Raw genomic sequence first — 19,458 nt, 5'->3', positions numbered from 1 at the left:
TGCGCCCCGTTTTTAAACTCCGGAGCTTTCCCATGTCTGCACTCTTCGAAGCGACCGCCCTGGTCGTACCGTTTGAGAACCTGAGAATGAGCGATGTCGAGGCGGTCGGCGGCAAGAACGCCAGCCTCGGCGAAATGATCTCGCAGCTGCCGCAGGGCGTGCGCGTGCCCACGGGCTTCGCGACCACCGCCCATGCCTTCCGCCAGTTCCTGGCGCACGAGGGCCTGAGCGAGCGCATCAGCCAGCGCCTGGCCACGCTCGATATCGAGGACGTGCGCGCACTGGCGACTGCCGGCGCCGAGATCCGCGGCTGGATCGAGGCCCAGCCTTTCCCCGCCGACCTGGAACAGGGCGTGCGCGAGGCTTTTGCCACGCTGTCGGCCGGCAACGACCAGGCCAGCTTCGCCGTCCGCTCCTCCGCCACGGCCGAGGATCTGCCCGACGCATCCTTCGCCGGCCAGCAGGAAACCTTCCTGAACGTGGTCGGCATCGAGGACGTGCTGCACAAGATGAAGGAGGTCTTTGCCTCCCTCTACAACGACCGCGCCATCAGCTACCGCGTGCACAAGGGCTTCGCGCATGACGTGGTGGCCCTGTCGGCCGGCGTGCAGCGCATGGTGCGCTCCGACCTGGGCGCGGCCGGCGTGATGTTCACGATCGACACCGAGTCCGGCTTCGACCAGGTGGTGTTCATCACCTCCAGCTACGGCCTGGGCGAGACGGTGGTGCAGGGCGCCGTGAACCCCGACGAGTTCTACGTCCACAAGCCGATGCTGGAAGCCGGCAAGAAGGCCGTGATCCGTCGCAACCTTGGCTCCAAGCTGATCCAGATGGAGTTCTCCACGCCCGAGGAGAAGAAGGCCACGGGCAAGCTGGTCAAGACCACCGACGTCAAGGCCGAGCTGCGCAACCGCTATTCGCTCAGCGATGAAGACGTGGAGCAACTGGCCCGCTACGCACTGGTGATCGAGAAGCACTATGGCCGCCCGATGGACATCGAGTGGGGCAAGGACGGCACCGACGGCCAGCTCTACATCCTGCAGGCCCGCCCCGAGACGGTGAAGAGCCAGCAGCAGGGCAAGGCCGAGCAGCGCTTCAAGCTCAAGGGCAAGAGCACCGTGCTGGCCGAAGGCCGCGCCATCGGCCAGAAGATCGGTACCGGCCCCGTGCGCCTGGTGCACAGCATCAGCGAGATGGACAAGGTGCAGGCCGGCGACATCCTCGTGACGGACATGACCGACCCGAACTGGGAGCCGGTGATGAAGCGCGCCAGCGCCATCGTGACCAATCGCGGCGGCCGCACCTGCCACGCGGCCATCATCGCGCGCGAACTCGGCATTCCGGCCGTGGTGGGCTGCGGCGATGCCACCAGCCTGCTCAAGGACGGCACGCTGGTCACCGTGAGCTGCGCCGAAGGCGACACCGGCTTCATCTACGACGGCCTGCTGGAAACCGAGGTGACCGAGGTGCAGCGCGGCGAGATGCCGCCCATCGACACCAAGATCATGATGAACGTGGGCAACCCGCAGCTGGCCTTCGACTTCGCACAGCTGCCCAACGGCGGCGTGGGCCTGGCACGGCTGGAGTTCATCATCAACAACAACATCGGCGTTCACCCGAAGGCCATCCTCGACTACCCGCAGGTCGATGCCGACCTGAAGAAGGCTGTGGAATCGGTGGCGCGGGGCCATGCTTCGCCCAAGGCCTTCTACGTCGACAAGGTCGCAGAAGGCGTGGCCACCATCGCGGCGGCCTTCTGGCCCAAGCCGGTGATCGTGCGGCTGTCGGACTTCAAGTCCAACGAATACCGCAAGCTGATCGGCGGCAGCCGCTACGAGCCCGAGGAAGAGAACCCGATGCTGGGCTTCCGCGGCGCGGCGCGCTACATCAGCGCCGAGTTCGGCGAAGCCTTCGCCATGGAGTGCGAGGCGCTCAAGCGCGTGCGCAACGACATGGGCCTGACCAACGTCCAGATCATGGTGCCTTTCGTGCGCACTCTGAAGCAGGCCGAGCGCGTGACGGGGCTGCTGGCCCAGCACGGCCTCTCGCGTGGCGAGAACGAGCTCAAGGTCATCATGATGTGCGAGGTGCCGAGCAACGCCATCCTGGCCGACGAGTTCCTCCAGTTCTTCGACGGCTTCTCCATCGGCTCCAACGACCTGACCCAGCTCACGCTGGGCCTGGACCGCGATTCGGGCCTGGAGCTGCTGGCGGCGGACTTCGACGAGCGCGACCCGGCGGTGCAGGCCATGCTCAGCCGCGCGATCAAGGCCTGCAAGTCGCAGGGCAAGTACGTGGGCATCTGCGGCCAGGGGCCCAGCGACCATCCGGACTTCGCGCAGTGGCTTGCAGCCGAGGGCATCGAATCGATCTCGCTGAATCCCGACAGCGTGATCGATACCTGGCAGCGACTGGCCAAGGGCTGACACAGAGCCCAGGGGCGGCAAGGCAGGCCGGGCGGCCTCCTTGCCTGGGACTAACCCGAATTCGGGTGTCCCATGAGGAAGGAATGCAAGTTGGATGTCACACTTGGTGACATTCATGCGCGACAGCGCAGCATTGTTTCCCGGACGGCCTGAGCCGTCCTGCCCCAGGGGCCGCCCATGATTCTGGTCAAGACCGAGCTCGGTCATCAGCTGTTCAAGGACCGCACGGTGCGGCTCACGCCGCGCCAGCGTGCTGCCTTCATCTTGTTCGACGGCAAGCGAAGCGTGAATGAGGTGCGCCAGAGCAGTCAGGCGGAACAGAGCGATGTGGACGTGCTGCTGAGCCTGGGGCTGCTGAGCGCGGCAGATGCGCACACGCCACCGCCCCTGGCCCAGCCACCGGGCGCCGTGGCGGCGCCCACCGTGGCTGAGCCCGCGGGGGCTGTCCGTTCGGCACAGCAGCGCTACCAGGCGGCCTATCCGCTGGCCACCCAGTTGACGGCCAGCCTGGGCTTGCGCGGGTTGCGGCTGAACCTGGCCGTGGAGGCCGCTTCCAGCTGCGAGGAACTGCTCGATCTGCTGCCCAGGATCCGCGCCGCGGTCGGGGCGGAGAAGGCGGCGCCCCTGGAACAGGCACTGGCGCCCTGAGTCAACCGCCTGCTATACTCGCGGGCTTTCCTTGCCACACCGCCTGGACGCGGCGGGTGGCTTTCCAAGCCCGGATCATGCAGCGCGCGGCCTTTTTCAAGGGCTTGCGGCGCCACATGCGGGCATCCATCCTCAAGGAGTGTCATGCGTCACTACGAAATCATTCTGCTGATCCACCCGGATCAGAGCGAGCAGGTTCCGGCCATGCTGGAGCGCTACAAGGGCATGATCGCCACCGGCAACGGCAAGGTGCATCGTGTCGAAGACTGGGGCCGCCGCCAGCTGGCCTACCAGATCAACAAGCTGAACAAGGCGCACTACCTGTGCGTGAACATCGAGGCTGACCAGGCCGTGATGGCCGAGCTCGAGCACGCCTTCAAGTTCAACGACGCCGTTCTGCGCCACCTGACGGTGCAGAAGAAGAAGGCCGAGACCGGCCCGTCGTCGATGATGAAGACCGTGGAGCGCGAAGAAGCGCGCAAGGCCGCCCAGGCCGAGTACGCCGCCAACAACGGTTGAAGTGGAGCCCCGAACGGGTGCGGTCAATCAGCTGCTGCTGAGCGCCTGCATCACCGAACTGGCTGCCTTGCGTTTCACCCCGGCGGGTCTGCCCGCCATCGACCTGCGGCTCGAACACGAGTCCATGCATGTCGAAGCCGGCCAGGGCCGGCAGGTGAAGGCGGCCTTGAAGGCAGTGGCCTTCGCTTCGGTGGCAGAGCGTCTGGCGCAGCTGCCTCTTGGGAGCCATTGGCGCTTCCAGGGCTTCCTGGCCAATCCGCGAAACGGCAAGCACCCGGTGCTCCACATCACTGAGTTCCAGCAAGATTAATTTTTCGAGAGGTCCCAGATGGCCACGTTCAAGAAGTTCAACAAGGACAAGCGTCCGAAGCGCAACACCCAGTCGCTGCTGTTCAAGCGCAAGCGTTTCTGCCGCTTCACCGTCGCCGGCGTCGAAGAGATCGACTACAAGGATGTCGACACGCTGCGTGATTTCATCAGCGAAAACGGCAAGATCATCCCCGCACGCCTGACCGGCACGCGCGCGATCTACCAGCGCCAGCTCAACACCGCGATCAAGCGTGCACGCTTCCTCGCGCTGGTGCCGTACACCGACCAGCACCGCATCTAAGAAGAAGGGGAACTCACATGCAGATCATTCTTCTGGACAAGGTCGTCAACCTCGGCAACCTGGGCGAAATCGTCAAGGTCAAGGATGGCTACGCTCGCAACTTCCTGATCCCCTCGGGCCGTGCACGTCGTGCCACCGAAGCGGCCAAGGCTGAATTCGAAGCCAAGCGCGCCGACCTGGAAAAGGCTGCTGCCGCCAAGCTGGCTGCTGCCCAGGCCCAAGGCGAGAAGCTCGCCGGCTCGACCGTCAAGCTGACGCAAAAGGCCGGTGTGGACGGTCGCCTGTTCGGCTCCGTCACGAACCACGACGTGGCTGACGAGCTGAAGAAGTCGGGCTACGAAGTCGTGAAGTCGCAGGTGCGCCTGCCCAACGGCCCCATCAAGACCGTGGGCGACACCACCGTGGCCGTGCAACTGCACACCGACGTGGTGGTCGAGATCACCGTGACGGTGTACGGCGAAACCGCCTGAGGTTTTGCCGTCAGGAGCGAGAGCCCTGCGCTCTCGTTCTTCGAGGAGCCGCCCTTCGGGGCGGCTTTGTTTTTTGTGTGCCGCGCTTGTCCCGCGCAGCCCACTGGATAAGCACCGCTTTTCCACAGCCTTATCCCATGACTTGGTCTCTTTAGGGGCCTAGCATCGTGGGTTGCAAGGAGACCCATGTCCGCCGTCTTTTCCTACGCCGACAACGACCCTTCGAATGATCGCCAGGTGGCCCAGCTGCGCGTGCCGCCGCACAGCATCGAAGCCGAATCCAGCGTGCTGGGCGGCCTGTTGCTGGACAACGGCGCCTGGGACCGGGTCGGCGACATCCTGGTCGATGGCGACTTCTACCGCCACGAGCACAAGCTGATCTTTGCGGCCATCGGCGGCCTGATCAACGGCAACAAGCCGGCCGACGTGATCACCGTGCACGAGCAGCTGCAGACCATGGGCAAGGCCGAGGAGGTGGGCGGGCTGCAGTACCTCAACTCGCTGGCCCAGTACGTGCCCAGCTCCAGCAACATCCGCCGCTACGGCGAGATCGTTCGCGAGCGCTCGATCCTGCGCAAGCTGATCTCGGCCGCCGATGAGATCGCCACCAACGCCTTCAACCCGCAGGGCAAGGCCGTGGACAAGATGCTCGACGAGGCCGAGCAGAAGATCTTCAACATCGGCGAAGAAGGCTCGCGCATGAAGCAGGGCTTCCAGAGCATGGATTCCCTGGTGGTCGACCTGCTGGACCGCGTGACCGAGATGGCCGACAACCCGAACGACATCACGGGCGTTCGCACCGGCTTCTACGAGTTCGACAAGATGACCTCGGGCCTGCAGCCCGGCGACATGATCGTGCTGGCCGCGCGGCCTTCGATGGGCAAGACATCGCTGGCCATCAACATCGCCGAGCATGTGGCGCTGGAAGAGGGCCTGCCGGTGGCCGTGTTCTCGATGGAAATGGGCGCGGCGCAGCTCGCGGTGCGTATCGTGGGCTCCATCGGCCGCATCGACCAGGGCCACCTGCGCACGGGCAAGCTGACCGACGAGGAATGGCCGCGCCTGACCGAAGCCATCGAGAAGCTGCGCACGATCTCGCTGCACATCGACGAGACGCCGGGCCTCACGTCCAGCGAGCTGCGCGCCAACTCGCGCCGCCTGGCACGCCAGTACGGTCGCCTGGGCCTGATCGTGGTCGACTACCTGCAGCTGATGAGCACCTCCAGCAGCATGAGCGACGAGAACCGCGCCACCGCGGTGGGCGAAATCTCGCGCGGCCTGAAGATGCTGGCCAAGGAACTCAAGTGCCCCGTGATCGCGCTGTCGCAGCTCTCGCGCGGCGTGGAAAGCCGCACCGACAAGCGGCCGATGATGAGCGACCTGCGCGAGTCCGGCGCCATCGAGCAGGACGCGGACCTGATCATGTTCATCTACCGCGACGACTACTACAACAAGGACTCCAAGGAGCCTGGCGTGGCCGAGGTGATCATCGCCAAGCACCGCAACGGCCCCACGGGCAGCGTCAAGCTGGCCTTCCTCAAGCCGCTGACCAAGTTCGAGAACCTGGCCATGGGCATGGGCGACGATTACTGAGGCGCGCCCGCCACGCCCGCATGACAATGTGCGAGCCTTTCGCCGCCCGTCATGCCCCACCGCCCACTTCCCGGCCATTTCACCGTTCGCGCGCAGACCATCGTCTGGGCCGATGCCAGTGCACACGCGCTGCTCGAGTACGAGCCCGGCCAACTGATCGGCCGTCCGGCCCAGCTGCTGCAGGGCGAAGGCTCGCCCGCGCTCGCGCAGCTGCCGCGACCGCACGAGACGGAGGTCGATTTCGAGCGCGCCTCGCTGCGCACGGCGGGCGGCCCCCTGCGCACGCTGCAGCTGCATGGCGAGCGCATGGACGCGCAGCAGGTGCTCTGGACCTGCTGGCCGGCAGCGCGCGCCACCGAGGCGCTGGGCGATGCGGACACGCGTGTGGCCCTGTCCAGGGCCCAGATCGCGCAGGGTCTTGCGGCCGGCGAGTTCAGGCTCGATTACCAGCCCAAGGTCGACATGGCCCGCGGCCGCGTGATCGGCGTCGAGGCGCTGGTGCGCTGGGCCCATCCTGAGCACGGCTGGCTGCCGCCCCGGCATTTCGTGCCCTCGATCCAGGACGACACGTTGATCGAGGAGCTGGGCGAGTGGGCGCTGCGCCAGGCCGGCCTGCAGTGCGCCGCCTGGGCTCCGGCATGGCGCGAGCCGGGCCGGCGCATGCCCATCAGCGTCAACATCAGTCCGCGCCATCTGGTGCGCGACGATTTCATTGGGCAGCTGGCGCAGCACCTGCGCTGCGGCGATGCCGGCATCTCCGTGCCGCTGGAGCTGGAACTGCTCGAAGCGCCGGTGCTGGACGATCTGGACGACGCCGCGCGCGTGGTCCGGGCCTGCCGCGACCTGGGCGTGCCCGTGCTGCTCGATGACTTCGGCACCGGCTACGCCATGCTGAGCTACCTGCGCGCCTTGCCCGTCTCCGGTATCAAGCTGGACCGCTCCTACGTGGGCGGCATGGTCGACGACCCGCGGGATGCGGCCATCGTCGGCGGCATGCTGGCGCTGGCGCGCAGCCTGGATTGCGAGGTGGTGGCCGAAGGCGTGACCACGCCGGCCCACGCCCGCGCGCTGCTCGCGCTGGGCTGCACGCAGGGGCAGGGCTTCGGCATTGCAGCGCCCATGCGGCCGCAGGCGCTGCCGGCCTGGGTCGAGGCCTTCGAGGCCCAGCCCCCCGGCTGGGCCCAGCCTCACATCGGCGTGTAGGGCGAGGTCAGCGGTGACAGGCTGGGTGGCACGTTGAGCAGCGAGCTGCCCTTGTTGTCGAACTGGTAGCGCAGGTACACGTTGCCCGAGAACTGGCGGTAGTTGCGGGCATTGCTCAACCCCACCGTGCCGCCCAGGAAGAGCTGTGGCGCCACCTGGTACTCCAGCGCGGCGCCCAGGTTGTAGGCCAAGCCCGTGCGGCTGGTGGAAGGGTAGTAGCCGGTGAACACCGTGTTGTTGAGCTGCAGCGCGGTGGCCTGGCCCATGGCCTCGTACACCTGCGACTGGCGCACGGCGTCGGTGGGGAAGTAGGGCGTCTCGTCCTGCGTGAACGACTGCACGCCCAGCGATGCATTCACGCGCCAGGCCAGGCGGTTGTGCTTGCCGCTCCAGCTGACGGGAAAGTCCAGGCCGATGTAGCGCTGCGGGCTGAAGTAGCCGCCATGGCCGAAGGTGAAGTAGCTCAGGTTCTTGTCGTAATGCAGCAGGCCCACGTTCATGCCGGCCGTCAGCGTGTGCGTGTCGTTGCGCAGCAGGTGCGCGTAGAAGCCGCCGCCACCCTCGACGCGGAAGTTGTCGGCCACGTTGTTGCCCGTGAGCGCGTGGTAGGAGCCGTAGCCGTACAGGCCGAAGCTGCCGCTGTCCCAGGTCACGTCGCCGCGCCCGCCGGTGGCCACCACGCCGCCCCAGCGGTCACCCGTGCGCACGTCCTCGGTGCCGGCGAAGGACAGCAGGCTGTCGGTCACCGGCTTGCGCGAAAGCTCGCCCTTGAGGCTGAGCGAATCCGTGACGTTGCCGCGGTACCGCAGGTGGCCGATGACGTTGCTTTCCTGAAAGCCCAGCGGTGTGGTGCCCACGGCCGCATCGAAGTTCTTGCTCTCATAGCCCACGCTCAGGCCCACGCCGGTGGCCGTCTGGGCGCCGGGCGAGGGCACCACGTTGTAGACCTGGGCCAGCGCGGCCGCCGGGCCGGCGCCGTAGCGTGCCGCGGTGGAGAAGGTGTAGGCCGGCGTGCCCGCGTCCAGCGTGGTGGGCGTGGCCGAAAGCACGACCTTGCCTTCGCCCACGCTGATGCGCCCTTCGATGGGCACCTGGATGTCGGCCAGGCGGCTCAGGCCGTCCTCGCCCTCGCGGTTGCGATAGACCATGCCCATGCTGATGGAGCTGCTGCGCTCGCTGCGCAGCTGGTCCAGCTCGGCGCGAAGGGGATCGACGGGCGCATTGAGCACCGGCGCGCCGGTGCTCCACAGCCCGGTGCCCGCTGCAGCTGCGCCCGTCGGCGGCGGCAGGCCGCCCGTGCCCGGTGCGGGCCAGGCCTGGGCCTGCGGGTAGCCGGCCGGCACGGGCAGCGGCAGGCCGCCGTACTGGGCCGGCGCGGGAATGCCTATGTCCGCCGCGTAGCCTGCCGATGCGGCGGGCGCCGGCAGGCCGCTGGCATACACGGGGGGCGCCGTGCCGGCTGGCGGCGCGGCATAGGCCGCGGCATCGGGCACGTTGCGCGCGGCAGCCGTTGAGGCCGCGCGATTGCCGCTGCCGCGGCGCGTGGTGCTGGCGCCAGCGCCAGGCCGGGCGGCGGGCGCATTGGCCGCGGGCGCGGCCGGGTTCTCGGGCCAGGGCAGCGCACCGGCCGGCTGGGTGGGCAGCGGCATGGCGGCGGCTGCCGGCGCGGTCGCGGGCAGGCCCGTCCAGGCCGGTGGCGGCGGCAGGCCGGCGCCCGCCGCGGCAGAGGGGGCAGAGACCGGCAGCATCGCAGGCGCCGGCAGCATCGGGGCCGCGGCCATGGCGTTGGGAACGGGCAGGCCGGGCAGGTTGCGGCCCGTCATGCCGGCAAAGGGGTTGCCGCCCGCCAGCGGCGCGGCGCCCGGGGCGGCCGGCGTTTGGCTGGGGCTCCAGGGGTTGGCCAGGCGCTGCTCGGCCGTCACGGCGGCCTGCAGGTACTGCTCGGCCAGGCGGTTGTCGCCGGCGTTGCGGAACACGCGCCCGGCCGCGGCCAGCACGCGCGCCTGTTCAGGCGCCTGCTTGAGGGCCGCCATCACATAGCTCTGCGCATCGCCATGGGCCCGGGCGGCGCTGGCGCTGGCCGCTGCGGCCAGCAGCGTGTCCAGATCGGTGGGATTGCGTTGCAGGATGCGCTGGTAGATGGCCAGGGCCTGCGTCTCGTCGCGCGCGGTGGAGTAAAGGCGCGCCAGCGCGCCCAGCGTGCCCGCATCATCGGGCTGCGCCGCCAGCAGCGGCGAGAGCATGTTGAAGGCCGCCTCCAGGTTGCCGGCTTCGCGCAGCACATCGGCCTGGCGCAGCAGGTAGCCCTTGCGCAGGCCATCGAACTGCGCGCGCTGGGCTGGCGTCATGGGCGTGGCCTGCAACTGGCGCAGCAGCGCCGCCAGCTCCACGTCCTGCTTGCTTTTGACCAGCACCGAGGCATAGAGCAGCCGGTCGCCGATGGCGGGGCTGGGGTGGCGCGCGAGCAACTGGCGGCTCATGGCCAGCGCGCGCGGCGCGTCGCCCACTTCGGCATAGGCTTCGGCCAGCGGCCCCCAGATGTCCGAGCTCATGTCGCGGCCCAGCGAGGATTCGGCGGCGCTCAGCACCGCGCGCGCTGCGGCCTGCTGGCCTTGCCGGGCCAGCGCCAGCGCGCGTTGCGTCTGCGTCTGCACCCACAGCCGGCGCTGCAGCTCGCGCATTTCGCGCGTGCGCGATGCGGCGGGAATGCGCTCGAGGTAGGCCAGTCCGCCCGCGCCGTCGCCGGCATCGCCGGCCAGCAGCGCGCTGGCGAAGAGGGCGTCGGGCATCTCGGGCTGCGACATCAGCAGCCCGTCCATCACGCTGCGCGCCTGCGCCAGTTGCCCGCCGCGGCGGTAGATCTGTGCCAGGTCCAGGCGCAGCCACGGGTCGTCCGGGTTCTGCAGCATGGCGTCTTCGAGCAGGCGCTGCGAGCCCGCCACGTCGCCGGCTTCCAGCCGCGCACGCGCCTGGCTGCGCGCCTGGGCCGCGCGCAGGTTGCGCAGGCCGCCGGCCTCGCGCAGTTGCTCGGGCGTGAGGCGGGCCATCAGCTTCTGCGCCTCGTCGGCCCGGCCGGTCTGGGTGTAGACCACGATCAGGCCGCGCAGGGCCTGCGCGTCATCGGCCCTGGCCTCCAGCACGCGGCGGTAGTTGGCCTCGGCCTCGGCATACTGCCCTTCGGCGGCTTGCAGGTCGGCCAGGGCATTGAGGCCCGTGGGTTCGCGGCCGTCGATGCGCACGGCGCGTTCGTAGAGGCTGCGGGCGTTGCGCAGGTCGTTCTGCTCGCGTGCACTGTCGCCCTGGCGCATCAGCGCCCAGTACGAGGCGCTGCGCAGCGCCGACGCAAAACGGTTGCCACCACCACCGCGCGAGGCCTGCTCCAGCAGCTGCTGCGCTTCGCCAAAGCGTTCCTGGCGCAGCCGCACGATGCCCAGGCCACCCTGCGCTTCGGCATAGCCGCTCTGGCGGCGCAGCGCGTCCTGGAAGCGCTGCTCGGCGCCGGCCAGGTCGCCGCGCTCGATGGCCCTGAAGCCTTCGGCCACCGGCTGCGCGGCAGGCGAGGCCGGCGTGCCTTCTGCGGTGGTGGGCGGCGTGCGGATGGCCTGCAGCCGCGCGGCCACCGCGTCGTCCTGGCCGCCGGCCAGGAAGGCTTCGTAGAGCGGGATGTCGCGCTCGCGCGCATCGAGCCAGATCAGGGCCTGGCGCCAGCTGTTGCGTGCCGGCGCGGCGGCGCTGCCACCCGCGCCGGCGATCTCGGACAGGCTGCGGATGCCTTCGCGGCGCGTGGCTTCGCGATAGGTCTGGGCACGCGCCACGGCGATGCGCAGTTCCGCGTTGTCGGGCTGCTGGCGCAGCAGGTTCTGCAGGCCGCGCAGGCCTTCCTCGCCGTCCTGCGGGCTGCCGCTGAGCAGCTCGTAGTACTCGCGCGCCAGGTTGGGCGGCGGCGCCTGGTTGCCGATCACGCTGCGGTAGAGCTGCACGGCCTCGGCCACGCGCCCGGCCTGCGCGGCCGCGCGGGCGCGCTGCAGGTCGCTCATGGCCGGGCCGCCCGCCGCCAGCCGTGCCAGGCGCGCATCGCGCGGATGGGCGGCGCGCAGGCGGTCGATCCAGGGCTGGGCCTGCTCGGCGCGGCCGCGCGCGAGTTCGACCTGCGCCATGCCGTACAGCGCATCGGCGGAATTCGCATCCAGCCGCAGCAGCTTGCGCCAGTTCTCCTCGGCCAGATCGTTGCGGCCCATGTTCTGCCAGTAGGCACCCTGTTCGGCCAGAGCGGCACGGCCGTCGTCCTGCGCGTGCGCGACGGCGCCAGCGCACAGAAGGCCTGCGGCGCCCAGCGCGGCCACCAGTTGGCGCAGGCCGCAGCCCGGTGGCGTCAGGCCTTGGCGGCGGTGTTGCATGCTCGTGTCCAGGAGGGTTGCAGCTGGCCCTGGCGGTCGAAGGCAAAGTGGCCGTCAAGCCAGCCCAGGCCAAAGAGGATCAGCGTTCGTTCGTAATAGGGCAGCGGCGCGGCGGTGGAGCCGCTGCCCACGCCGCCGCGTGCGTCGATGCGTGCCAGCGCCGCCCCCAGGGCAGCGTTCTGGCCCAGCGCCCGCAGGTAGGGCAGGCAGGCGCCGTAGAAGCCGGCCGGGGCCTGGCCGGTGGTGGCGCCGGTGCGCGTGTCCACGTATTCGGGCAGGGCGCCGCCGGCCTCCAGCACGCGCCGCGGGCCGCTCAGGCTGTCCAGCAGCGTGGCGCGGGCCGGGTCCTGGGCCGCCAGCATGCCGGCCCAGAGGTAGACGCGGATGGCGTCGTAGCTGGCCATGTGGCCTTTTTCCGGGTCGGCCAGGAAGGCGTGCTGCTCGGTGGACCAGACGCACCAGTCCGGCGAATAGCCGCGCGGCGCCGTCGCGCCCAGCAGGCGCACGCTGTTGTCGGCGATCTCGCGCCAGGGCCCTTTCGGGTCTTCGAGCTGGAAGCGCCGGAATTGCTGCAGGCACAGGTAGCTGGGGTTCAGGCGCCAGTTCGGTGCCTGGGCCACGCTGCGCGGCCAGGGCAGCAGCATCGCGCCCAGGCCCTCGAGCGTGACCACTTCCTCGGCCACCACGCGCGCGAGCAACTGGCGGCCCAGCGTGCGGTAGGCCGGCGCGTTCCACAGGCGCCCGGCTTCCAGCAGTGCGTAGGCGATCCACAGGTCGCCGTCCGAGGCGGCATTGCCGTCCATCACGCCCCATTTGCCGTCGGCCAGGCGGCCCCATTGCCAGGCCGGCAGCCGGCTGGCCAGGCTGCCGCCGCTGAGGTTGGCCTGGGTCCAGGCCAGCACGCGGTCGAACAGCGGCCGGTCGTTGTGCACCAGCGCGAAGAAGAGGGTGTAGGACTGGCCTTCGGAGGTGGAGTGCTGCGCCGGCGTGTCGAAGTCGATCACGCGCCCGTCGGGCTGCACATGGCGCTGCAGGAAGGCCTGCCAGTGGCCGATGGCGCGCGTGCTGCCGCAGCCGGCGCGCGGCGTGCCCGGGCCCGCGGCGGCCAGGGCCGCGCTTGCCAGCGGGCCGCCCAGCCCCAGCAGGGCCAGGCTGCCGAACTGGCGGCGGCGCAGGCCCTGCGGGCCGGTGGAGGTCGGGAGAGGCAAAAGGGTCACGAACAAAGGGTCTCAGGAATGGTGCAGGCGGCGCCGCGCGCGAAGCCGCAGGCTGGCGTAGGCGGCCGTCGCGCCGAGCAGGGCCACCGCCAGGATCACGCCGAAGAGGAACAACGGGCTGCGCGACATCTGCCAGCGCAGCCAGGTGATGGGCGGCAGCTTGCCCACGTAGTAGGTGTCGGTGCCCAGCACGCTGTCGACCTGGGTCTCGCGCACGATGGCCAGGCTGCCCTGGATCTCCGCCAGGCGCGCGGGCGTGAGCAGGGCTTCCATCAGGCTGGCGTGCGAGCCCTCGGGCGTGATCACCGCCACCACGCTGCGGCCCGCCTGCAGCGGCGATTCGAAGCCGGCGATCATGGCGCGGCGGCCGTCGTCGGCCACGGTCATGGTCGGCGCGGCCGTGGGCAGGTCACCGCGCGCGCGTGCGCCCACCACCAGCTGCACGGCACTGTCGAGCCAGCCGCCCAGCTTCCATTGGGTGGTGTTGGCGCCGGGCTGCTGCACCGGCATGCGCTGCGCCCACTGGTTCAGCAGCGGCTGGCGCTGGGCGCTGCCGAGCAGCAGCAGATCCTTGTCGGCCCACTGCGCGGCGTCCGCGGCGCGGCCCACTTTCATGCGCAACGCGGGATAGCCGGTGGCGCGGCCGATCACGCCCATCAGCCCCAGGTAAGTTTCCAGGTCGGCGGCGCTGGGCTGGTCCGGCAGGATCACGGCCGTGTCGGCCAGGTCGGCCAGGCGGGTGAAGGGGAAGCCGCTGTTGGCGAAGGCGGCCAGCTCGGGCATCGCGATGTAGTGCGCCAGGCCCGAGACGTCGATGGTCGAGCGCGGATCGATGGTGCCGCTGACGTTGTCGAGCAGCGGCGTGCACTTGCCGGCCACCGGCTCGAAGTAGTAGTGCAGCTGCAGCTGGTTGCGCGCGCCCAGGCCCAGCGGCGGCAGCAACACCTCGCGCTTCGCCACGGCCGTGCCGTCGGCCATCAGCCGCATGGTCAGCGGGTTCCACCAGCGGTCGCCGCTGGGGTAGGCCGCGCGCAGCGGCAGTGCGCCGATGAAGCTGTTGTTGACGTTGATGTTCAGCGTCGACTGGTCCGGCCGCGGGCGCGGCGTGTAGCGGTACTGCAGGTCGATGGGGATGCCGGCCGCGCGCCAGGTGAACAGGTCCGGCGGGAGCTGGAAGTTCACGCGCACCACATCGGGCATGTAGCCCGTGACGGTGAAGTCCTCGGCCTGGCCCAGCTCGCCGAACTGCACGGGACGGTCGGTGGGGATCCAGCGCGGCGCGTCATAGGGCTTGCGCGCCTGGGGCGGCTGGAACTCCGAGACCAGTGCACTGGCGCCGCTGAAGGCCTTGGCGTTGAGCGCGACGGCGCTGGCGGCGCTGCGCAGTTCCTCGGCATTGCGGCCGCGCACCAGCAGCAGCTTGGCGGTGGGGTCGGCGGGATGGTCGATGACCTGCAGCGAAGGGCCCTGCACCGCAGGCAGCGACAGGCCCTGGATCTGGCTGTCGGCCAGGGCCAGCACGATCGCGTGGCCGCTGGCGGGCAGCGCCGCCAGCGAAACCGGGAACTGCGCGCCCCGGTAGTCGGCCTGCGCGCCCAGCCATGACGAGAGGATGCCGGCCGACTCCAGCAGCGGCGAGCTGCTGTTGGCCAGCACGATCGGGATGCGGGCCCGGCGGATGTCGCGGGCGTCGAAGAAGGGCTGCGGCAGCGAGCCCAGTTCGTTGCCCAGCTTGAGCGCCTGCATGTTCAGCCGCAGCGTGCTGGAGGCATCGACCTTGGCCCACAGGCTGCTGTGCATCGGGTCCTCGCATTCGCGGGTGTAGTGGCCCACGAGCTGGATGTTGATGCGGTTGAACTCGGCGATCAGCCGCCGGTCGATGGGAATGTCGCGCGTCAGCGGCTTGCCGGCGTCGGCCGCGCTGGCCGGCAGCGTGGCCACCAGCACGTCGTTGACGCTGACCTTCAGGTGCGACAGCTCCGGGATCAGCGAGGGCGAATAGGAATAGTTGAGCCGCAGCGCCGCCTGGGTGACCAGCTCGTCGGCACGGATGCTGAACGGGATGCCCACGGTGGAGCTCACGCCCTGCAGCTGCACCGCGTAATTGATGCCCAGCTGGGTGAGGTTGAACTCGCGCACGCCGCCCGGTGCGGTGGAGGCTGCTGCGTTCTCGGTCAGTGGCACGGCGCCTGGTGCCGGGGCCGCGGGCCGCTCCTGCGCCATGCTGGCGCTCCAGAGAAGTGCCAGGCAGGCCAGGGCCACACGGCTGCTGTTGCCGTGCGGCAGCACGCGCGAAACGGAAAAAGGCATCTTCACGTAGGGTCCTTGGCCAGGGTGCCGGCGGGTCTGCCTGCGGCGGGGCGCAGGCGGCGGGTGAATGCGCGGCCGTAGTGCGCAAACATGTCGCGAAAGCCCGTCAGGCTGATCAGCATGATTCGGCCCAGCACGCGGTGGATGGGCACGCGCGGGTAGTTGCCCCAGCGCATGGACCACAGGTCGGCCCGCGCGGTGGTGCATTGCACCAGGGCGCGTTCCTGGGCCAGCGTGAGCGGCTCGAACTGCAGGCCCAGGCGCTGGCCGCCCGAAAAGCGCACGCGCGCCGGGAAGCGGTATTCGGTCTCGCCGCGGTACAGCGCCACCTCCACCAGCGTGTCCTGCGCGATGTCCACCGTCGTGGGCAGGTCGATGCCCAGGCCGCCGGCGGAAAAGTCGAAGGTCTGGCAGCGCATCGACGGCGCATCGAGGCGGTACAGCGTGGCCGGGATGCTCAGCGTCACGCGGTGGGCGTTGCGCAGCTGGCGCGACTCATTGGCCGCGGCCGCGCACGCGCCCAGCATCATCAGGTTGTAGGCCGTCCAGGCCAGGTTCAGCCAGACGGTGGCGATGTTCTGATCGTCGACCCAGGTCAGGCGCCACAGGCCCGCGCCCATGCCCAGGAAGTTCAGCGCCATGAGAAAGAGGCTGGCCTTGGCGATCTGGGCGTCGAAGTACTCCTGCTGGATCAGGCCGCCCTTGGCCGTCACGTTGAAGCTGCCCAGCTTGGGGTTGATCAGCGCCACCAGCGTGGGCCGGAAGATGTACCAGGCCAGCACCGCCTCGTAGATCTCGTTCCACAGCAGGTAGCGGAAGCGCCCCTGGATGCGCGAGTTGGTCAGGTTGGCCTGGAGCAGGTGGGGCAGCGCGTAGGCGAAGATCATCGCCGCCGACGAATGGATGATGCTGGCGCCGAAGAAGAGGTAGGCCAGCGGCGCCGTGAGGTAGACCAGCCGCGGCAACCCATACAGGAAGTGCAGCATCGCGTTGATGTAGCACAGCCGCTGCGGCCAGCTCAGGCCCTTGCCCAGCAGCGGGTTGTCGACGCGCAGGATCTGCGTCATGCCCCGGGCCCAGCGGATGCGCTGGCCCACATGGCCCGACAGGCTTTCGGTGGCCAGCCCGGCCGCCTGCGGCAGCGCCAGGTAGGCCGTGCTGTAGCCCTTGCGGTGCATCTTCAGCGCGGTGTGGGCGTCTTCGGTCACGGTCTCCACGGCCACGCCGCCCACGTCGTCCAGTGCCGTGCGGCGCAGCACCGCGCAGGAGCCGCAGAAGAAAGTGGCGTTCCACAGGTCGTTGCCGTCCTGGATCAGGCCGTAGAACAGCTCGCCCTCGTTGGGCACCTTGCCGAAGGTGTCGAGGTTGCGCTCGAAGGGGTCGGCCGAGAAGAAATAGTGCGGCAGCTGCACCATGCTGAGCTTGGGGTCGCGCCCGAACCAGCCCATGGCGATCTGCAGGAAGGAGCGCGTGGGAATGTGGTCGCAATCGAAGATGGCCACGAACTCGCCATCGGTGTTCTTCAGCGCCGCATTGATGTTGCCGGCCTTGGCATGCCTGTTGTCGCTGCGTGTGACGTGCCTGACGCCCGCCTGCTCGCAAAAGAGCCTGAACTCCTCGCGCCGGCCGTCGTCCAGCACGTGGATGCGCAGCTTCTCGGGCGGCCAGTCGATGGACTGGGCCGCCAGCACCGTGGAGCGCACCACGGCCAGCGGCTCGTTGTAGGTGGGAATGAACACGTCCACCGTGGGCCACAGCGAGGCGTCGGCCGGCAGCGGCACCGGCTTGCGCTCCAGCGGCCAGGCCGTCTGCACGTAGCCCAGCACCAGCACGACGAAGGCATAAAGCTCCACCAGCACGAGCCCCACTGCCAGCACGAAGTTGAACGGGTTCTCGAAGCCGTACATGGTCTCGGTCAGCCGCCAGAACATGTAGCGCGCCGACACCACCACCGACAGGAACATCATCACCAGGCTGGGAAAGTGCCCCTTGAAGCGGTTGGCCACCATGGCGGCGGTGAACAGCGCGCCCGACAGCAGCAACTGCTGCTCCAGCGTCAACGGCGTGATGATGACCACTGGCAGCACCAGCAGGGTCAGCGTCCAGGCCAGCAGGTGCAGCGGGGTCACGCGCTCCAGCAGTGCGGCAAGTCGCGGGGAACTGGCTTCTGTGGTCATGCAGGGGACAGGGGGACGCAAGGGGAGTCGAGGCCGGCCATCAGCGCTGTCGCATGGCTTGCGAGGCGGGCGCGCTGACGGGTGCCAGGCGGCGCAGCAGGTGCGCGGCGCAGTCGGCGAAGTCCTGGGCCGACTGGCTCCAGGGCGCGTACTGGCGCACGGGCAGGGCGCTGGCCAGGGCCTCGCTCACGGCCGGGTCCAGGTGCACGGTGCCCAGCACCTCGTCGCCCAGCTTCTGGCGCAGCAGCTTCTGCACGTCGTGGTTCAGGCGCCGGCCCGGGTCGGTCTGGTTGAGGACGTAGGCGTTGCCGATGAAGTCGGCGCGCGGCACGCAATAGCGGGCGACGCGCTGCTCCAGCAGCGGCGCCGCCGCCACCGAGCCGGCATCGGCCAGCAGCGGCACGATGTTGATGCGCGACAGGCGCAGCACCTGCTGCAGGTAGACCGAGGGCCCGGGCGGCGTGTCGACGATCACCAGTGTGTCGTCGGGCAGCGAGAAGCTGGCCAGCAGCTCGCCCAGCCAGTTCGGGTGGCCGGCCAGGTGCTGTTCCAGCGAAATGAGGCCATCATCATCCAGATCGCCGAAAGGCAGCAGCAGCACGCCCTGGCGGCCATGGACCATGGCGTCGCGCCAGTTGCGCTCGCGTCGCATCACGCTGGCCAGCCCGCCGCGCTGGCTGGCCGGCTCGGGCGCCAGGTGCAGGCGCAGCGCGCTCTGCGGATCCAGGTCGATGGCCAGCACGCGCCGCCCCAGTTCCGCCAGGGTGGTGCTCAGGTTGGCGGCAACGGTGGTCTTGCCCACGCCTCCCTTGGCGGAAATGACTGGCAGCACCTGCATGTCAACCTCGATGGCGCCAGTGGGCCAGCAGGCCGTGGCGTCCCGGAGACGGCTCGGCCGGCGCGGCGGCCAGGCGGTCGAACAGGGCGCTCAGCGCCGTGGGCGGCGGCGTGGGGCCGGCCGGTGCCGTGGCGTGCATGGCGGCAGGGATGGGCAAGGGTGGCAGTGCGGCCGCGGCCGGGGCGGGTGCCGGCGAGGCGGGTTCGGGCCAGGTCAGCGGCGCGTGTCCGGCCGGCTGATGCGCGGGGCCGGGCGTGGGTGCGGGGGCTGCATCCGCCATGCCGGAGGCCGCCCGCGCGGGCGCGCCGGCCAGTTGGTCCAGCAAGGGCCATCCCGGGCCTGCGGCGGCATCGGCGGCCGGCTTGAACTCCTGGTACTGCGCCACGTCGCCGCCGAAGGCGGAGAACAGGCCGGCGATGTCTTCGTTGTCGTGACTCTTCTTGGGCTCGTTCATGCGGCGGACCTGCCCAGGCGCAGTTCGATCAGAGGGCTGGGGGGCGCGGCATCCTGCTGTGGCGGCAAGGCGCGCACGTGCAGCGTGGGCGGCAGGCCCTGGGACTGGAACCAGCGCCCATAGACCCCTTCGAAGAAGGCCGCGGCCCAGGCCGGGCTGGCCGCGGGGCCGAACTGCCGGGCCAGCGGGCTGCAGGCATGCACGATCCGCAGCGCGTCGGGCTGCTCCTCCAGCGAGGCGAAGCCCCAGCCCAGGCTGGACCAATGGGCGTTGAAGGCGTCCTGAAGTTGTGCCAGGTCTTCGCAGCGCGGCAGTGGCGCGGCGTCGGCCACGCGCTGGCCGATGCGCTGGAAGAGCTGGGCGATTTCCGGCTCGGGCAGCCCCGCCGCCAGTTCGAGGGCCAGGGCCCGGTTGAAGTCCAGCCACGCAGGCGTGACGGCCGTTTCACAGTAGCGAAGAAGCGCAGCGCTGAAATCCATGAAGCCTGTTGGGTAGGGGCCGGCCGCGCAACAAACACGGACGTTCGGCAACTATTTAATCAATGTTGCCAATTTAGATATGTAGGTAAACGGATTGTGTATCAAGCCTGCAACATG

15 protein-coding genes are annotated in these 19,458 nt (G+C 69.6%); 8 read left to right on the top strand and 7 right to left on the bottom strand.

The features are described 5' to 3' along the window. The first annotated feature begins 32 nt into the window (after positions 1-32). From ppsA to PGB34_RS04810, 8 genes are all read left to right on the top strand, one after another. Positions 33-2,426 carry a phosphoenolpyruvate synthase gene (gene ppsA / locus PGB34_RS04845; RefSeq protein WP_271426962.1) on the top strand — a complete coding sequence of 798 codons (2,394 nt, stop codon included), beginning with the start codon at positions 33-35 and terminating at the stop codon, positions 2,424-2,426. Positions 2,427-2,603: 177 nt separating this feature from the next. Next, complete coding sequence (locus tag PGB34_RS04840; protein ID WP_271426961.1) at positions 2,604-3,074, top strand: hypothetical protein; 471 nt, start codon at positions 2,604-2,606, stop codon at positions 3,072-3,074. A 144-nt stretch (positions 3,075-3,218) separates the two neighbouring features. Continuing rightward, positions 3,219-3,593, top strand: a complete 375-nt coding sequence (rpsF, locus tag PGB34_RS04835; RefSeq protein ID WP_271426960.1) for a 30S ribosomal protein S6 — start codon at positions 3,219-3,221, stop codon at positions 3,591-3,593. 1 nt (position 3,594) lies between these two features. Continuing rightward, complete coding sequence (gene priB, locus PGB34_RS04830) at positions 3,595-3,903, top strand: primosomal replication protein N (protein WP_271426959.1); 309 nt, start codon at positions 3,595-3,597, stop codon at positions 3,901-3,903. A gap of 18 nt (positions 3,904-3,921) precedes the next feature. After that, entirely contained in the window at positions 3,922-4,203 is a 282-nt protein-coding gene (rpsR, locus tag PGB34_RS04825; RefSeq protein WP_271426958.1) for a 30S ribosomal protein S18, read from the top strand. A gap of 17 nt (positions 4,204-4,220) precedes the next feature. Continuing rightward, on the top strand, positions 4,221-4,673 hold the full coding sequence (gene rplI / locus PGB34_RS04820) for a 50S ribosomal protein L9 (RefSeq protein WP_271426957.1): 453 nt from the start codon (positions 4,221-4,223) through the stop codon (positions 4,671-4,673). 186 nt (positions 4,674-4,859) lie between these two features. Then, a complete protein-coding gene (gene dnaB / locus PGB34_RS04815; protein WP_271426956.1) occupies positions 4,860-6,266 on the top strand; it encodes a replicative DNA helicase in 1,407 nt (468 codons plus the stop codon). 51 nt (positions 6,267-6,317) lie between these two features. Next, positions 6,318-7,469 (top strand): EAL domain-containing protein, encoded by a 1,152-nt coding sequence (locus PGB34_RS04810; RefSeq protein WP_271426955.1) that lies wholly within the window; start codon positions 6,318-6,320, stop codon positions 7,467-7,469. On the opposite strand, the gene PGB34_RS04805 is transcribed toward PGB34_RS04810, so the two are convergent. From PGB34_RS04805 to bcsD, 7 genes are read right to left on the bottom strand one after another with little or no spacing between them, the layout of a single operon-like run. Then, positions 7,454-11,866 (bottom strand): cellulose synthase subunit BcsC-related outer membrane protein, encoded by a 4,413-nt coding sequence (locus PGB34_RS04805; RefSeq protein WP_271426954.1) that lies wholly within the window; start codon positions 11,864-11,866, stop codon positions 7,454-7,456. The two genes, PGB34_RS04810 and PGB34_RS04805, sit on opposite strands and share 16 nt — an antisense overlap. Then, positions 11,842-13,083: a cellulose synthase complex periplasmic endoglucanase BcsZ gene (bcsZ, locus tag PGB34_RS04800; RefSeq protein ID WP_271426953.1), complete on the bottom strand. Its 1,242-nt coding sequence runs from the start codon at positions 13,081-13,083 to the stop codon at positions 11,842-11,844. Before bcsZ ends, PGB34_RS04805 begins: the two co-directional genes overlap by 25 nt. 12 nt (positions 13,084-13,095) lie before the next feature. Next, on the bottom strand, positions 13,096-15,393 hold the full coding sequence (bcsB, locus tag PGB34_RS04795; RefSeq protein WP_271426952.1) for a cellulose biosynthesis cyclic di-GMP-binding regulatory protein BcsB: 2,298 nt from the start codon (positions 15,391-15,393) through the stop codon (positions 13,096-13,098). A gap of 2 nt (positions 15,394-15,395) precedes the next feature. After that, a complete protein-coding gene (bcsA, locus tag PGB34_RS04790) occupies positions 15,396-17,570 on the bottom strand; it encodes a UDP-forming cellulose synthase catalytic subunit (RefSeq protein WP_271426951.1) in 2,175 nt (724 codons plus the stop codon). Between the two features lie 40 nt (positions 17,571-17,610). Further along, positions 17,611-18,408 carry a cellulose biosynthesis protein BcsQ gene (gene bcsQ / locus PGB34_RS04785; protein ID WP_271426950.1) on the bottom strand — a complete coding sequence of 266 codons (798 nt, stop codon included), beginning with the start codon at positions 18,406-18,408 and terminating at the stop codon, positions 17,611-17,613. Between the two features lies 1 nt (position 18,409). After that, a complete protein-coding gene (gene bcsR, locus PGB34_RS04780; RefSeq protein ID WP_271426949.1) occupies positions 18,410-18,862 on the bottom strand; it encodes a BcsR/BcsP family cellulose biosynthesis protein in 453 nt (150 codons plus the stop codon). After that, entirely contained in the window at positions 18,859-19,341 is a 483-nt protein-coding gene (gene bcsD, locus PGB34_RS04775) for a cellulose biosynthesis protein BcsD (protein WP_271426948.1), read from the bottom strand. The genes bcsR and bcsD overlap by 4 nt, the downstream gene beginning before the upstream one ends. Between the last annotated feature and the right edge of the window lie 117 nt (positions 19,342-19,458).

It is taken from the genome of Xenophilus arseniciresistens (assembly GCF_028023875.1).
GTDB classification, from domain to species: Bacteria; Pseudomonadota; Gammaproteobacteria; order Burkholderiales; family Burkholderiaceae_C; genus Xenophilus; species Xenophilus arseniciresistens.
This window is presented reverse-complemented; position numbering and strand designations above follow the sequence as displayed.

Excerpts from the sequence above, each read along its gene's own strand:
- ppsA (WP_271426962.1), top strand. The coding sequence starts at position 33 with ATGTCTGCACTCTTCGAAGCGACCGCCCTGGTCGTACCGTTTGAGAAC.
- PGB34_RS04840 (WP_271426961.1), top strand. The coding sequence starts at position 2,604 with ATGATTCTGGTCAAGACCGAGCTCGGTCATCAGCTGTTCAAGGACCGC.
- rpsF (WP_271426960.1), top strand. The coding sequence starts at position 3,219 with ATGCGTCACTACGAAATCATTCTGCTGATCCACCCGGATCAGAGCGAG.
- rpsR (WP_271426958.1), top strand. The coding sequence starts at position 3,922 with ATGGCCACGTTCAAGAAGTTCAACAAGGACAAGCGTCCGAAGCGCAAC.
- rplI (WP_271426957.1), top strand. The coding sequence starts at position 4,221 with ATGCAGATCATTCTTCTGGACAAGGTCGTCAACCTCGGCAACCTGGGC.
- dnaB (WP_271426956.1), top strand. The coding sequence starts at position 4,860 with ATGTCCGCCGTCTTTTCCTACGCCGACAACGACCCTTCGAATGATCGC.
- PGB34_RS04810 (WP_271426955.1), top strand. The coding sequence starts at position 6,318 with ATGCCCCACCGCCCACTTCCCGGCCATTTCACCGTTCGCGCGCAGACC.
- PGB34_RS04805 (WP_271426954.1), bottom strand. The coding sequence starts at position 11,866 with ATGCAACACCGCCGCCAAGGCCTGACGCCACCGGGCTGCGGCCTGCGC.
- bcsB (WP_271426952.1), bottom strand. The coding sequence starts at position 15,393 with ATGCCTTTTTCCGTTTCGCGCGTGCTGCCGCACGGCAACAGCAGCCGT.
- bcsA (WP_271426951.1), bottom strand. The coding sequence starts at position 17,570 with ATGACCACAGAAGCCAGTTCCCCGCGACTTGCCGCACTGCTGGAGCGC.
- bcsQ (WP_271426950.1), bottom strand. The coding sequence starts at position 18,408 with ATGCAGGTGCTGCCAGTCATTTCCGCCAAGGGAGGCGTGGGCAAGACC.
- bcsR (WP_271426949.1), bottom strand. The coding sequence starts at position 18,862 with ATGAACGAGCCCAAGAAGAGTCACGACAACGAAGACATCGCCGGCCTG.
- bcsD (WP_271426948.1), bottom strand. The coding sequence starts at position 19,341 with ATGGATTTCAGCGCTGCGCTTCTTCGCTACTGTGAAACGGCCGTCACG.